Source organism: Embleya sp. NPDC005575 (genome assembly GCF_040605455.1).
In the GTDB taxonomy this organism is placed as follows: Bacteria; Actinomycetota; Actinomycetes; order Streptomycetales; family Streptomycetaceae; genus Embleya.
On sequence record NZ_JBEXCV010000217.1, the window covers coordinates 1 to 11,580 of the forward strand.

An 11,580-nucleotide genomic window follows, 5' to 3' on the forward strand; every position below is an offset into this window, starting at 1 on the left:
GCGTTCCTCCACACCCCGCAGTTCGGCGTCGGGCTGGGGAGGGACCGGAACGGGCGCGCCGACGAAATCCCGCCGGCCCTCCCAGGTGGCCGGCGGCCGCGGCCTCGCCCGATCACCCGTCTCCGCGGCAGCGCACGCGGCCCCGCCGCCGCCGGACACACGTGCCGGCTTCGCCGTCCCCGCCACAGGTATCGGGGAACGGGGCGCGCCGGCCGGGGCGTTCACCACGACTCCGCCTCGGCCTGCGCGTCATACAGTCCGAACCCGGCCCTCGGCGCGTCCGACGACCGCCCGACGTCCTCGTCCCGACCCTGCCCGTTCGCCTCTTCGCTCTCGTCCGCGTTCTCTCCGCCGGGGTCGGTGTGGGCGAGAGCGTCGAGGCTGTCGCCCCACTCCCAGTCCGAGAAAGAGCCGGCCCCCCAGGCCTGCGCAGCCTCGGCCGGCTCCGATGTGGCGCCCGGGCGGCCGCCCGGCGCAACCCCGGAGGGCATTCCCGTGCCGTTCCCGTTCCCATACACGTCGTCCGGCCAGCCAGGCGCCGGCAGCCCGGTGGCCAGGCCCGGGAGCACGGCCGCGGTGTCGGGGGGTCGTGACGGGGCTCCCGCGGCCCTCTTCTTCCGCAACGTCCCGGCGGTGTTCCGCGTGCGGCGCATGAGCTGGTCGAGGGCGTCGGCGAGTTCCGCCTCGTGTTGCTCGTGGTCTCCGCACTGTCGGACCACGGCCCGGACCTGACGCCGGATGTGGTCGCCGAAGGGCCGGTGGACGTGGTCGCGGTGGATCCACGGCACCTCGGCGAGGTGCCCATCGGGCATGCGGACCCAGATCTGGCGTCCGTCGTGGGGATTGTGGCGGACCTCCCACCCGCCCTGCCGGCCACCGACTCCGGAGGACTGCCCCCGAACAGGGTCCAGGACCTCGTGGTCGTAGGTGCGGTGGTCGATCCGGATCCCGCGTTCGGTGATGCGATGCCACCGCACCGGCAACAACTCGAGGTAGTCCCGCCCGGTCAACGGCAGCGGCACATACCCACACATCGCGATCAGCGCCGCCCACGCCTGATTCTGCCAAGAGGGCGATACCGGGAATCACCGGCAGCTTCAAGGGGCACGCAACCACCGACGCGAATCCCGACCATGGCGTCGCCACCCGCAGGCCTCGCCAAGAACGGGGCGTGAGACCGACGAGTTGAGGTACCAGATGGCCGAGCTTCCACCGCCGCCAGAGGGAATCGTGCTGGCTCACTTCATCGTCTCGGATGATGTCGAGCGCTCACGACGCTTCTACACCGAAGTACTCGGCGGCCGGGTCGCCTACTCCGGCCCCGGAGGACTGACCTATGTCGTACTGGCCAACAGCTGGATCATCATCAATGTCGGTGGAGGCCCGACCGACGACAAGCCGGCAGTCACCCTTGAGACGCCGCGCGATTCCGACCGGGTCAGCAGTTTCCTCAATATCCGGGTCAAAGACATCCACGCCTTGTACACGGAGTGGAGCGCCCGGGGCGCCCAGTTCCTGACACCGCCGAAACAGCACCAGTATGAGATCCGCTGCTACATCCGCGATCCTGACGGTCATCTGATCGAAGTGGGGCAAACGACCGACCCAGAGGGAGACTGGTCGCCTGCTCACTGGCCGCCAAGTACGCGCGCCGGCGATTCGAAGTGAATGCCGACGACCGGGCCACGCGCGTGTGGCGGTGCCAGAACTGAGGTGACAGATCGCTCGTTCTCTGGGAGGTCGTGTCCTACCTGAGCTTTACGTCCCACCTGCCAGAGCCAGCCTTGCGGGCGCTGTGACATAGGTCGGCGGTGCGGGTCTCACGGCCGGAGCTGCAGATATGGCCCGGTCAGATATCCAGCACGAGATCTGCGGGTGGTGTGGAGCAGCAGATGAGGGCGCTCCCCTCGGCCGGCGGCTCCACCGGTTCAGGCGAGTAGTCGACGTGTCCCGCGAGCAGCGCGGTCTCGCAGGTGTGGCAGACGCCGGTGCGACAGGACCAGCGCACGGGGACGTCGCAGGCCTCGGCGAGTTCCAGCAGTGTCCCGTAGTCCGGGTGCCAAGGGACGGTCAGGCCGCTGCGAGCGAAGGACACCGACGATCCCGATGCTCCGACGAGGGCGCGGGCCGGCTGGTGCGGCGGCCGGACGTGTCCGGTCGCCATGCCCGGGGTGAGGGCTGCCTTCGCTCCGAAGACCTCGGTATGGATCCGGGAGGACGGCAGGCCGCAGGTCTGTAGGGCCGTCATCATGTCCTCCATGAACGCGTCGGGACCGCAGATGTAGGCGTCAGCGCCCTGAGGCGGTTGGAGGCCGCGGATCCGCTCGGGGGTGAGCCGTCCGCTGACCGTGTAGTCCGTGCCCAGGCGATCGTCGGTGTGCGGGCGGCTGTAGGCGATGACCGACCGGGCAGCGGGCAGCCGGGAAAGCAGCTCGCGGGCCTCATCGGCGAAGGGGTGACTCGCGCCGTCTCGGGCCGCGTGCAGCCACCACACCGTGCGCTGTGTCGCCTCGTCGGCCAGAGCGTGCAGCATGGCCAGAACCGGGGTGGCGCCGATACCGGCCGACAGCAGCAGCACGGGGGTGTCCGCGCGTCTCAGCAGGAACGTGCCGCGCGGGGCGGCGACGTCGAGTGTGCCACCGGCTTTCACGCGCTGATGGAGATATGTGCTGGCGAGACCATGCGGTTCCTGTTTGACGCTGACGCGGTACGTCTCGGCGCTGGGCCGGCTTGAAATCGAGTAGCTACGGATGGTCGGGGCGCGCTGTGCGTTCGGCTGCAATCGGATCGTCAGGAACTGCCCCGCCTGTGCGGCCGGGAGCGGCTTGCTGTCGACCGAGCCGAGCGTGAGTGAGAAGACGGTCGCGCTCTCCGGCTCGATGCGCAAGACCTTGAGCGGACGAAACCCGGACCATGCCGGAGGCGGGCTGGCGGTGGTCGGGCCGCTGTTTCCCCGTCTGGCACCGTCGCCGCGATCCGCCTCATCCAGCAGGGCTTGCAGCGACGACTGCCACCCGGGGCTCAGCGCGGGAATGCGCATGGCCCGTTCGAGCTGCTGCCAGGGGTGGCCCGGCAGGTAGAGCAGACCGTCGATCTCCGCGACGGTCATCTCCTCGGGGCCGCCGGCGATCTTCACGATCTCGTCTCCGGCCTGGACCAGCCCTTCCGTCAGGACCCGCATATAGAACCCCGGCCGTCGTCGGGACACGAGCAGCGCGGGCATCTGTGGCTCGCCGAGCCGCAGCCCCACGCGATAGCACGTCACGCGTGGCTGGGTGACCTCGAAGACCGCCTCGCCGATCCGGTAGCGGTCGCCGACGCACACCTCGTCGTCGGCGAGACCGTCCACGGTGATGTTCTCGCCGAACTGGCCGTAGGTGAAGTCGTTCCGTTTCAGATGCTTCTGCCAGAACTCGTAGGAGCCGAGTTGGTAGACCATGACGGCGCGCTGTTCGCCGCCGTGCCCGGCGAGATCGCCCTGCCCGTCGCCGTCCAGATTCAGCCGCCGCGCCATCACCGGCCCGGTGACGGGCTGCTTCCAGATGCCGGTGTGGACGGTCTTGCCGCGCCAGGCGACGTCCTTGGGCAGACCGACGTTGACGGCCTTCAGCGTGGCCATTCGGCACCCCTTCGCGCTCCGGGACCTTCGGCGGGCCTGGTCAGCTGTCGCCGCGCACGATCAGCACGGGACAGTGGGCATGGCTGACGCAGTGCGCGCTGGTCGATCCGAGGAGCATTCCGGCGAACTCGCCGTGGCCCCGGCAGCCCAGGACGAGCAGTTCGGCGCCTCGGGAGGCCTCGATCAGGATCGGGGCCGGATGACCCTGGACCACCCGGGGATGCACCGTGACATCGGGATGCGCCCGGCGTTCTTGCTCGACGATCTCGTGGAGCGACTTCGTCACGTCCGCCTGCGGATCCCAGTCTGCGGGGATCTGCGGAAACCAGTCGTAAGTGACCGGCAGATCCCACGTCATGACGGCTTCGAGCGCGGCGCCGGTCAGCTCGGCCTGCCGTGCCGCCCGCTCCAGTGCCTGCAGCGAGGACTGCGACCCGTCGATGCCGACGACGATTCGCGGGACGGCCGGCGAGGGGTGCGCTTCAGGGTGTTCCTGGTGGTCGAGGTTCATGCCACCGCCGACGTTCTCGCCGCCCATGAATGTTTCCTCCGCTCCTGAAGCTCCGGCTGGCGCACGGTGCGTTCCGGTGGTCGATGACCGATGCGGGCGAGCCGGGCGGGGTCACCTGCACCACCCGGAAGTCCTCGCTGGGGGAGACGTCGGCGTCCAGCCGCCAACCCAATCCGGTATGGAAGCCCTTGGCCCGGTCCACGTCCGCCACCGGCAGCACGACGACTTCCAATTTCATGTCCATCAGCTGCTCCTCCCGCGTTGGATCGAGCCTCATACAGTTGGCCGCTGACCGCATTTCGGAAGGTCGGTCCGGACAGCGCCGGAGCCAGGCGGGACGTAATGTGGGTGGCGAGTTTGCGAGGGAATGTAGGCCCTGGTCCAGTTTGGATGACTACATGAGCCCGAAGAAGGTCGTCATCGTCACCGGCGCGTCCCAGGGCATCGGTGCGGCGGTCGCCGATGCGTACCGCAAGCGGGGGTACGCGCTGGTCGCGGTCGCCAAATCTATCCCGGCGCCGGAGGATCCGGACGTCCTCGCCGTCTCCGGCGACCTGTCCCAACCTGGTACCGGCGCCAAGGCGGTCGAGCAGGCGATGGATCGGTTCGGCCGGATCGACACGCTAGTGAACAACGCCGGCGTGTATGTCGAGAAGCCGTTCACCGAGTACACCGACGCCGACTACGACCTGGTGACCGGCGTGAACCTGCGGGGCTTCTTCGACGTCACGCGTGCCGCCATCCCCGCGATGCTCGACGGCGGTGACGGCGGGCACGTGCTGTGCGTGTCGACGTCGCTTGTCGACCGCGCCAACGCGCGTATCCCTGCGGCGCTGGCCTCGCTGACCAAGGGTGGGCTGGTCGCGGCCACCATGGAGCTGGCCATCGAGTACGCGACCCGGGGCATCCGGGCCAACGCCGTCTCGCTCGGTGTCATCCGCACCCCGATGCATCCCGACGACCCTGGCGGCGCCTTGGCCGCGCTGCACCCAATGGGGCGGATGGGCGAGGTCGACGACGTCGTCGAGGCGATCATGTATCTGGAGCAGGCTTCGTTCGTGACCGGCGAGATTCTGCACGTCGACGGCGGCCAAAGCGCCGGGTTCTGACAGGGAGGCTCGATGGACCGCGCGCCCGACGACACGACGACCAGCCAGACCGATGAGGAAACGATGCTGCGCGACGTCCTGGACCGTTGGAAGTCCGCAGTGGACGCGCACGAGCCCGAGCGGGTGGCCGCGGTCTTCACCGAAGACGCCATCTTTCAAGGCCTGCACCCATACACCGTCGGGCGGCAGGGCGTCGCCGACTACTACGCCTCGCAGCCGCTGGGGATGAAAGCCGGGTACCAGATCCTGCAGACCCGCAGTTTCGGCCCCGACCTGGTCCTGGGCTACCTCAGCGTCGAGTTCACCTTCACCGACCGGCCTCCGCTGCCGGTGTTCCTAGCTGTGCTAGCGATCCGCACGCCCGAGGGCAGCAGGATGGCGCACTATCAGGTCTCCAATCTCGGTTGAGCACATGACAGCGGCAGCCGGCACACCTTCGAAGGAGTCGCTCCATGGAGTACCTCGTGACGATGACGACCCGAGTACCGGAAGGAACTTCTGAACGCGAGGTGGACGAGGTGCGGGCCCGCGAGGCCGCCCACACCCGCGAGCTCGCGGCCCAAGGACGTGTCCTGCGTCTGTGGCGTCCACCGCTCGGTCCGGGCGAGTGGCGCACGATCGGGCTGTTCACCGCGGACGGGCCCGACGATCTGGAGCGGACGCTGGCTTCCATGCCCCTGCGCATCTGGCGTACCGACGAGCCCGTCGCGCTCGGTAGGCACGCCAACGACCCAGGCAGCGGCACCGTTCCACTGGCCGCGGACGACGGGGAATACCTCGTCACATTCATCGTGCGGATACCAGAAGGCACCGATCCTCAGGCCGTTGAGGACATGACCGGCCGCGAGGCGAAAGCCGCGCACGACGCGGCCGCGGAGGGGCGCCTCGTGCGTCTGTGGGCGCTGCCCGGGCGGCAGGGCCGCAACCTCGGCCTGTGGCAAGCGCCGACGTCCGACGTGCTCAAGAAAGTCCTGGACTCGCTGCCCATGACGGTGGCCGGCTGGCTGACCGTCGAGACCGTGCCACTCACCAGACACCCCAGCGACCCCGCCACCGCCCAGTAGTACGAGTCCTCCGCAGTTCACGCGTCTCCCGCCCAGGTCGCCCTCGCCTGGCTGGTCACCCAATGCCGACACATCGTCCCCATCCCCGGCACCAAGACCCCCAAGTACTTCGTCGACAATGCCGGCGCCGGAAACGTTCAGTTGTCTCCTGCCGCCCTCGGTGAGCTCGACGCCATCCCCGCCCCCGTCGGCTCCCGCTACTGACTCACTGGGCGCGGCCGGATGTCGTGTCACCCTGCTCCACCTTGCGTGATCGCTCCTGTAGCGGATCGCGAGGTATCACAGCAGCCTGAGTGGGGTCTCGTTCTCTGCGCGATATCTCCGTGTGCGAGTGGTCGGCGATGTGCCTAGACTAATCGGGTGATTTCGGAGTAAACCTGCTGAATGGCGGATTTACCCCGCAGCCGAAAGTTGCAATCAAAGGGGACTTCGCCATGGCAAAGGTACTTTTCATCGTCAGCGGCGCGACGTACTGGGTGCTGAAAGACGGCACGCGATACGCGACGGGTTACTGGGCAGAGGAGTTCGCGAACCCGTACGACATCCTCACCAACGCCGGCCACGAAGTCACCGTTGCCACGCCCAACGGGGTGACCCCGAACGTCGACATGATGAGCCTGCGCCCGTCGATGGTGGGCGGCGTCGACGGAGCGCTCAGGCTCGAGGAGATCATCCGTTCCGCGGAGGTGATGCGCCGGCCCCTTCAGCTCTCGGACGTGCGCCTCGAGGACTACGACGCGGTGTACATGCCGGGCGGCCACGGCCCGATGGCAGACCTGGCCTGGGACGCCGATGTCGGCCGGCTCCTGACCAAGCAGCTGACCTCGGGCAACCCGCTGTTCATCGTGTGCCACGCGCCCGCCGCGATGCTGGCCACCCGAATTCACGGCAAGTCGCCCTTCACCGGCCGCAACGTCACCTGCTTTACAGACGAGGAAGAGGAAGCCGTCGGGCTCTCCTCCCGGGCGCCATGGTTGTTGGAGACCGACCTTAAGGAGAAGGTCGGCGTCAACTTCAGCCGCGGACCGATCTGGGAGCCGTACATGGTCGAGGATGACAACCTCATAACCGGCCAGAACCCCCACTCGGCCGCAGTCCTCGGCAACCGCATGCTGGAGATCCTCAAGTAGGAACCCGCAGGTAGGACTGCACAGGTCAGCCGGGAAGGTCCTCGGGCCGCTTGGCGGCCAGATGTCCAGTAAGGATTCCGGTGGACTGACCGACCTCGATGAGGTAGCCGTCGGGATCGCGCATGTAGCACCGGATCTCTGCGTCGCGGTCGATCGGCGGCGTGACGAACTGCGCACCGCGCTCGGACCACAGGCGATAGCAGGCGTCGATATCGGCGACACGCAGATTGAGGAAGATGGACGTCGTATCGCCGGGCTCATAGTTGACGACTGTGATACCGGGTTTGTCGGGCGTGGGCGGGCCGCCGGGGTTCATCAGGATCCACGTGTTGGCGAGCTTCACGATGCACGGGTTCTCCTCGAGCACAACCGTGCCGCCCAGCACCGTCGAATAGAACTCGCGGGAGCGCGCGACGCTGCGGACGGTGATGAACAGAGTCGCCACAAACCCTTCCTCCGGCGCCGGAAGATTCTCGTAGTCGATATATGGCTGGTTCCCCGTCATTGCTGTACCTCTCGAAGCCATCACGCGGAGCAGCGCACCCGCGCTTCCTCGATCGAAACTAAACGACCTCGGTTCGGCCCGCTCGCCGTACCGTCCGCCAGAGTGGCCGAGCCCATCGGACTGATGCTGGGTACAAAGCGCACGCCGATGCTGCTGTCTGCCAGAGAGCGAATACGCCGGGCACCATAACCCGGCTTCAAGGACTCCACCAAACTCAGAGCAGCTCACATTGCGGTCGTCCCGAAACGATCCCGGTACTCTCGCGACCTGCTGAACATCCCTGCGAGGTCTCCGTACGGCCGGTATCGCCGAGCAGAGGTATGAGCGCCGCCAGGGAAGTCAGTACCAGGACACGGGCACCCCAACGCCGTTGACGCGGGAAGGCTGTGGCCGGGGTGTTGTCACGTTGTCGGGGGTGCAAGTCTCTGGCGGTGTGTCGGGGCCGGGTGGTGGCGGTTGTTCAGGCTGCGGCGGGCAGGCCGACGGTGCCGGTGACCTGGTCCCAGATGGTGAAGCGGAGGATCATTTCGTGGCGGTGTTCGGGGGCGGTGCGCAGGTGGCGGCGGGTGTGAGGTTCGGTGGGGGTGTCAGTGGGTTGTTCGGTTTCGTGTGTCATCGGGTGTCGGGGTGTTCTCTGCTGCTCAGAGGGGTCTTTCGGGGCTGATCATGGTGACATCTCCCCGGATATGCGGTGACAGGAAGCCGTATCGGCCGGTGTCAGGTTTCCCGTACCTCCTTCCGGGGCGCACTGCATTCCCGACGCGGCGGTCGATCCTCGGCGCGGTTGAGCGATGGGGAGGCCATTGCGACTACGCGTACGACTTCGGCTGATCTCTCGGCTGTGTCCAGCGCATGCCGAGCGTGGTCAGGGTGTCGATGCGTTCGGCGGGGTAGTCGTCTGTCGTTGCCGGGCGTTGGCCGACACGACGCCGCCCTTGGCGTCATGTGCCACCCCTTCGACCTCGATGGTCTCCAGGTGCCCGCGAGGCACGGCCCGGGTGTCCCTCGCGTGCGTGGAACGTGGTGGCGGCGAGGGTGAGTGCCCATCGGTTCGCCCGGGGCGCCGTTGGCGCGCGTCGGGTCGAGGCGGCTGCGGACGGTGCCGACCGGTACGTCGCATGCGGCGGCGATGTCCTCGTACGAAGTGATGCCGGTGAAGTGCCGCATCATGAGCACCACCCGGAGCTTGGGCGGGAGTTCCTCGATGGCGCTCCGGATCCAGTCGCGCATCGCGTGCTCGTCGACCACCCGCCCCGGATTCGCCAAGTCCCTTCCGTGTAGGGGCCGGTAGTCCACCCAGCCCAAGCCGTCCAGACCCGGCGATTCCCTGACGTCGCGATGGAGCGGGTGGTGCCCCCGGTCAGGTAGTGGGTTCGAGGGTGCGGCTGAGGTTGATGGGCAGGTGTCGCCGGCGTGTTCCGGTGGCGTGCCAGACGGCGTTCGCGATGGCCGCGGCGGTGCCGACGGTGCCGATCTCGCCGATGCCCTTGATCCCGGAGGGGTCGTCCGGGTCGTGGTCTGCGACGAAGCGGGCCTCGATGTCGGGGACGTCGGCGTGTGCGGCGATGTGGTAGCCGGCGAAGTCCGGGGTGGCGTTGCGTCCGCTGTCCCGATCGCGGACGCCGTCCTCGTGCAGCGCCATCGACAGGCCGGTGATCATCCCGCCGACCGCCTGGCTGCGGGCCAGCAGGGGGTTGACGATCCGGCCGGCGGCGAACATGCCCAGCATGCGGCGGACCCGGACCTCGCCGGTCGCGGGGTCGACCGTGACTTCGGTGAACACTGCGCTGTAGGCGTGCCGTTCGGCGTACGACAGGGCAGCGAAGGCCTCCGTGGTGTCGGCCGTGACGGTCAGCGGCCGGGTGGTCGGCGGCGCCGCACGCAGCTTTGCCGCGGCGCTGGTGACGGCCCAGGCCCAGGATGTGGTTCCGCGGGATCCGCCCGCCGCCCAGGCGTGGCCCAGGTCGCTGTCGGCGATGCGGAGCCGGATGTGGTCCGGGTGGACGCCGAGGGCGTCGGCGGCGATGGCGGTCAGGGCGGTCCGGGCGCCGGTGCCGATGTCGGAGGCGCCCACGGCGACGGTATACGTGCCGTCGACCTCGGCCGTGATGCCGGCGGACGAGGGCAGCGCCCCGGTGCCGAAGTTGGTGGCGGCCATGCCGGTCCCGATGAGGAGCGGCCCTTCGCGGCGGCGCCGGGGGCGGTGGTCGCGTGTGTGCCAGCCGAACCGGCGGGCGCCTTCGCGAAGGCAGGCGGTGAGGTTCCGGCCGCGGAACGGCAGCCCGCTGACCGGGCCGGTGTCCGGCTCGTTGCGCAGCCGCAGGTCGACCGGGTCGATGCCGAGCAGCGCGGCCAGCTCGTCCATGGCCGATTCCAGGGCGAAGGATCCGGGCGCCAGTCCCGGGCCGCGTACCGAGTAGGGCGGGAGGATGTCGAGCGGGACCGTGGTCAGGCGGGTGCGGATGGCCGGTGCCGCGTACAGGATCTTGGTCGCCTCCGTGCAGTTCTCCACGTACCCGGCCAGCGGCGAGCTCGCGAAGGCGGCTTCGTGGTGGATGGCACGCAGGCGGCCGTCGGCGTCGGCGCCGATCCGGATGCGCTGGTCGGTGGCCGGGCGCATCGCCACCGTCTGGAACACCTGGGGGCGGGTCAGGTCGACGCGTACCGGCCGGTCGAAGACGGTCGCGGCCATGGCGGCGAGGACCAGGTGCGGTCCGAGCATGCTCTTGGAGCCGAAGCCGCCGCCGACGTGCTCGGCCCGGATGCGGATCCGTGCCGGGTCGATCCGCATCAGGGTGGCCAGCGTCATGGCCACGGTGAACGGGCCCTGGTTGCAGTCGAGGACTTCCAGCCGCCCGTTCTCCCACCAGGCGGTGGCGCTGTGCGGCTCCATGGCCGCGCCGTGTTGCTCCGGGGTGCGGTAGCGGGCGTCGACCACGGCGGCGCAGGAGGCGAGCTCGGCGTCCTCATCGCCGGTGTCGGCATCGTCGCCGAAGACCGTGAGCGCGGGGCGCGCCGCCGGATGGGCGGCGCTGAACGCCGTGTCGTGGGCTTCGGTTTCGTAGTCGATGCGGAGAACGGCCGCGGCGGCCCGGGCCTGCTCGAAGGTCTCGGCGACGACCAGTGCGACGGCGCGGCCGGCGTAGGGGATGGCGTCGTCCTGGAGGAGTTGAAGGCTTCCGTCCGGGCCGAAGAAGTTGCCCGCCGCGGGGTCGAGGCGCGGTGCGTTGCGGTGGTCGAGGACGCCGACGACGCCGGGCAGGGCCAGTGCCGCACCGGGGTCGATCCGCCGGATGCGGCCGCGCGCTATCGGCGCGGTGACGAGGTGGCCTTGGACTGTTCCCGGGACCTGGGCGTCGGCGGCGTAGCGGGCTCGGCCCGCGACCTTGTCCGGGCCGTCGAGGCGCGCTCGGGCGACTCCGACCGCGCCGGCGCGGCACTCGTCAGGGGTGTTCACGGAGAGTCCTCCTGGGTGCGGGTGGCGGCATTGCGTGGCACGGCGAGGTCGCCCAGGACGGCGGTGACGAGGTTCTCCGCGAGCGCCACCTTGTAGGCGTTGTCGCGCAGCGGCCGGGCGTCGGCGAGTTCGGCCCGGGCCGCTCTGCGGAACCGGTCGGCGGTGGCGGGAGCGCCGAGCAGGGC

At 69.1% G+C, this 11,580-nt stretch carries 12 protein-coding genes and 3 pseudogenes; 6 read left to right on the forward strand and 9 right to left on the reverse strand.

From position 1 onward, the window contains the following. Positions 1–221 precede the first annotated feature (221 nt). Positions 222–1,034 carry a Mu transposase C-terminal domain-containing protein gene (locus ABZS54_RS39230; protein WP_355547081.1) on the reverse strand — a complete coding sequence of 271 codons (813 nt, stop codon included), beginning with the start codon at positions 1,032–1,034 and terminating at the stop codon, positions 222–224. Positions 1,035–1,197: 163 nt separating this feature from the next. On the opposite strand from ABZS54_RS39230, the gene ABZS54_RS39235 reads away from it, so the two are divergent. After that, positions 1,198–1,668: a VOC family protein gene (locus ABZS54_RS39235; RefSeq protein WP_355547083.1), complete on the forward strand. Its 471-nt coding sequence runs from the start codon at positions 1,198–1,200 to the stop codon at positions 1,666–1,668. 181 nt (positions 1,669–1,849) lie between these two features. Here ABZS54_RS39235 and ABZS54_RS39240 read toward each other — a convergent pair whose 3' ends face one another. The 3 genes and pseudogenes from ABZS54_RS39240 to ABZS54_RS39250 all read right to left on the reverse strand — a co-directional run. Beyond that, positions 1,850–3,619 carry an MOSC and FAD-binding oxidoreductase domain-containing protein gene (locus ABZS54_RS39240; RefSeq protein WP_355547085.1) on the reverse strand — a complete coding sequence of 590 codons (1,770 nt, stop codon included), beginning with the start codon at positions 3,617–3,619 and terminating at the stop codon, positions 1,850–1,852. 40 nt (positions 3,620–3,659) lie between these two features. Continuing rightward, the gene (locus tag ABZS54_RS39245; RefSeq protein ID WP_355547087.1) at positions 3,660–4,157 is read right to left on the reverse strand and encodes a universal stress protein; all 498 of its coding nucleotides are present in this window, start codon (positions 4,155–4,157) and stop codon (positions 3,660–3,662) included. A 55-nt stretch (positions 4,158–4,212) separates the two neighbouring features. Beyond that, positions 4,213–4,374 (reverse strand): annotated as a pseudogene (locus tag ABZS54_RS39250) (glyoxalase); the annotation flags it as partial. Between the two features lie 154 nt (positions 4,375–4,528). Here ABZS54_RS39250 and ABZS54_RS39255 point away from each other — a divergent pair. The 5 genes and pseudogenes from ABZS54_RS39255 to ABZS54_RS39275 all read left to right on the forward strand — a co-directional run bounded on the left by ABZS54_RS39255 (position 4,529) and on the right by ABZS54_RS39275 (position 7,433). Continuing rightward, positions 4,529–5,239 (forward strand): SDR family oxidoreductase, encoded by a 711-nt coding sequence (locus ABZS54_RS39255; RefSeq protein ID WP_355547089.1) that lies wholly within the window; start codon positions 4,529–4,531, stop codon positions 5,237–5,239. A 12-nt stretch (positions 5,240–5,251) separates the two neighbouring features. Further along, the gene (locus ABZS54_RS39260) at positions 5,252–5,647 is read left to right on the forward strand and encodes a nuclear transport factor 2 family protein (protein WP_355547091.1); all 396 of its coding nucleotides are present in this window, start codon (positions 5,252–5,254) and stop codon (positions 5,645–5,647) included. A 44-nt stretch (positions 5,648–5,691) separates the two neighbouring features. Beyond that, a complete protein-coding gene (locus ABZS54_RS39265; RefSeq protein WP_355547093.1) occupies positions 5,692–6,303 on the forward strand; it encodes a muconolactone Delta-isomerase family protein in 612 nt (203 codons plus the stop codon). Between the two features lie 33 nt (positions 6,304–6,336). Continuing rightward, positions 6,337–6,507, forward strand: a pseudogene (locus ABZS54_RS39270) (aldo/keto reductase); the annotation flags it as partial. A gap of 230 nt (positions 6,508–6,737) precedes the next feature. Then, positions 6,738–7,433 carry a type 1 glutamine amidotransferase domain-containing protein gene (locus tag ABZS54_RS39275; protein WP_355547094.1) on the forward strand — a complete coding sequence of 232 codons (696 nt, stop codon included), beginning with the start codon at positions 6,738–6,740 and terminating at the stop codon, positions 7,431–7,433. 25 nt (positions 7,434–7,458) lie between these two features. On the opposite strand, the gene ABZS54_RS39280 is transcribed toward ABZS54_RS39275, so the two are convergent. From ABZS54_RS39280 to ABZS54_RS39300, 5 genes and pseudogenes are all read right to left on the reverse strand, one after another. Then, positions 7,459–7,938: a VOC family protein gene (locus ABZS54_RS39280; protein ID WP_355547096.1), complete on the reverse strand. Its 480-nt coding sequence runs from the start codon at positions 7,936–7,938 to the stop codon at positions 7,459–7,461. Between the two features lie 460 nt (positions 7,939–8,398). Beyond that, positions 8,399–8,554: a hypothetical protein gene (locus ABZS54_RS39285; protein ID WP_355547098.1), complete on the reverse strand. Its 156-nt coding sequence runs from the start codon at positions 8,552–8,554 to the stop codon at positions 8,399–8,401. A gap of 101 nt (positions 8,555–8,655) precedes the next feature. After that, the gene (locus ABZS54_RS39290) at positions 8,656–9,168 is read right to left on the reverse strand and encodes a sigma factor-like helix-turn-helix DNA-binding protein (RefSeq protein WP_355547102.1); all 513 of its coding nucleotides are present in this window, start codon (positions 9,166–9,168) and stop codon (positions 8,656–8,658) included. Between the two features lie 130 nt (positions 9,169–9,298). Then, a complete protein-coding gene (locus tag ABZS54_RS39295) occupies positions 9,299–11,395 on the reverse strand; it encodes a xanthine dehydrogenase family protein molybdopterin-binding subunit (protein ID WP_355547100.1) in 2,097 nt (698 codons plus the stop codon). Next, positions 11,392–11,580: pseudogene (locus ABZS54_RS39300) on the reverse strand (xanthine dehydrogenase family protein subunit M); the annotation flags it as partial. The pseudogene ABZS54_RS39300 and the gene ABZS54_RS39295, both read right to left, overlap by 4 nt.

Excerpts from the sequence above, each read along its gene's own strand:
- ABZS54_RS39230 (WP_355547081.1), bottom strand. The coding sequence starts at position 1,034 with ATGTGTGGGTATGTGCCGCTGCCGTTGACCGGGCGGGACTACCTCGAG.
- ABZS54_RS39235 (WP_355547083.1), top strand. The coding sequence starts at position 1,198 with ATGGCCGAGCTTCCACCGCCGCCAGAGGGAATCGTGCTGGCTCACTTC.
- ABZS54_RS39240 (WP_355547085.1), bottom strand. The coding sequence starts at position 3,619 with ATGGCCACGCTGAAGGCCGTCAACGTCGGTCTGCCCAAGGACGTCGCC.
- ABZS54_RS39245 (WP_355547087.1), bottom strand. The coding sequence starts at position 4,157 with ATGGGCGGCGAGAACGTCGGCGGTGGCATGAACCTCGACCACCAGGAA.
- ABZS54_RS39255 (WP_355547089.1), top strand. The coding sequence starts at position 4,529 with ATGAGCCCGAAGAAGGTCGTCATCGTCACCGGCGCGTCCCAGGGCATC.
- ABZS54_RS39260 (WP_355547091.1), top strand. The coding sequence starts at position 5,252 with ATGGACCGCGCGCCCGACGACACGACGACCAGCCAGACCGATGAGGAA.
- ABZS54_RS39265 (WP_355547093.1), top strand. The coding sequence starts at position 5,692 with ATGGAGTACCTCGTGACGATGACGACCCGAGTACCGGAAGGAACTTCT.
- ABZS54_RS39275 (WP_355547094.1), top strand. The coding sequence starts at position 6,738 with ATGGCAAAGGTACTTTTCATCGTCAGCGGCGCGACGTACTGGGTGCTG.
- ABZS54_RS39280 (WP_355547096.1), bottom strand. The coding sequence starts at position 7,938 with ATGACGGGGAACCAGCCATATATCGACTACGAGAATCTTCCGGCGCCG.
- ABZS54_RS39285 (WP_355547098.1), bottom strand. The coding sequence starts at position 8,554 with ATGACACACGAAACCGAACAACCCACTGACACCCCCACCGAACCTCAC.
- ABZS54_RS39290 (WP_355547102.1), bottom strand. The coding sequence starts at position 9,168 with ATGCGCGACTGGATCCGGAGCGCCATCGAGGAACTCCCGCCCAAGCTC.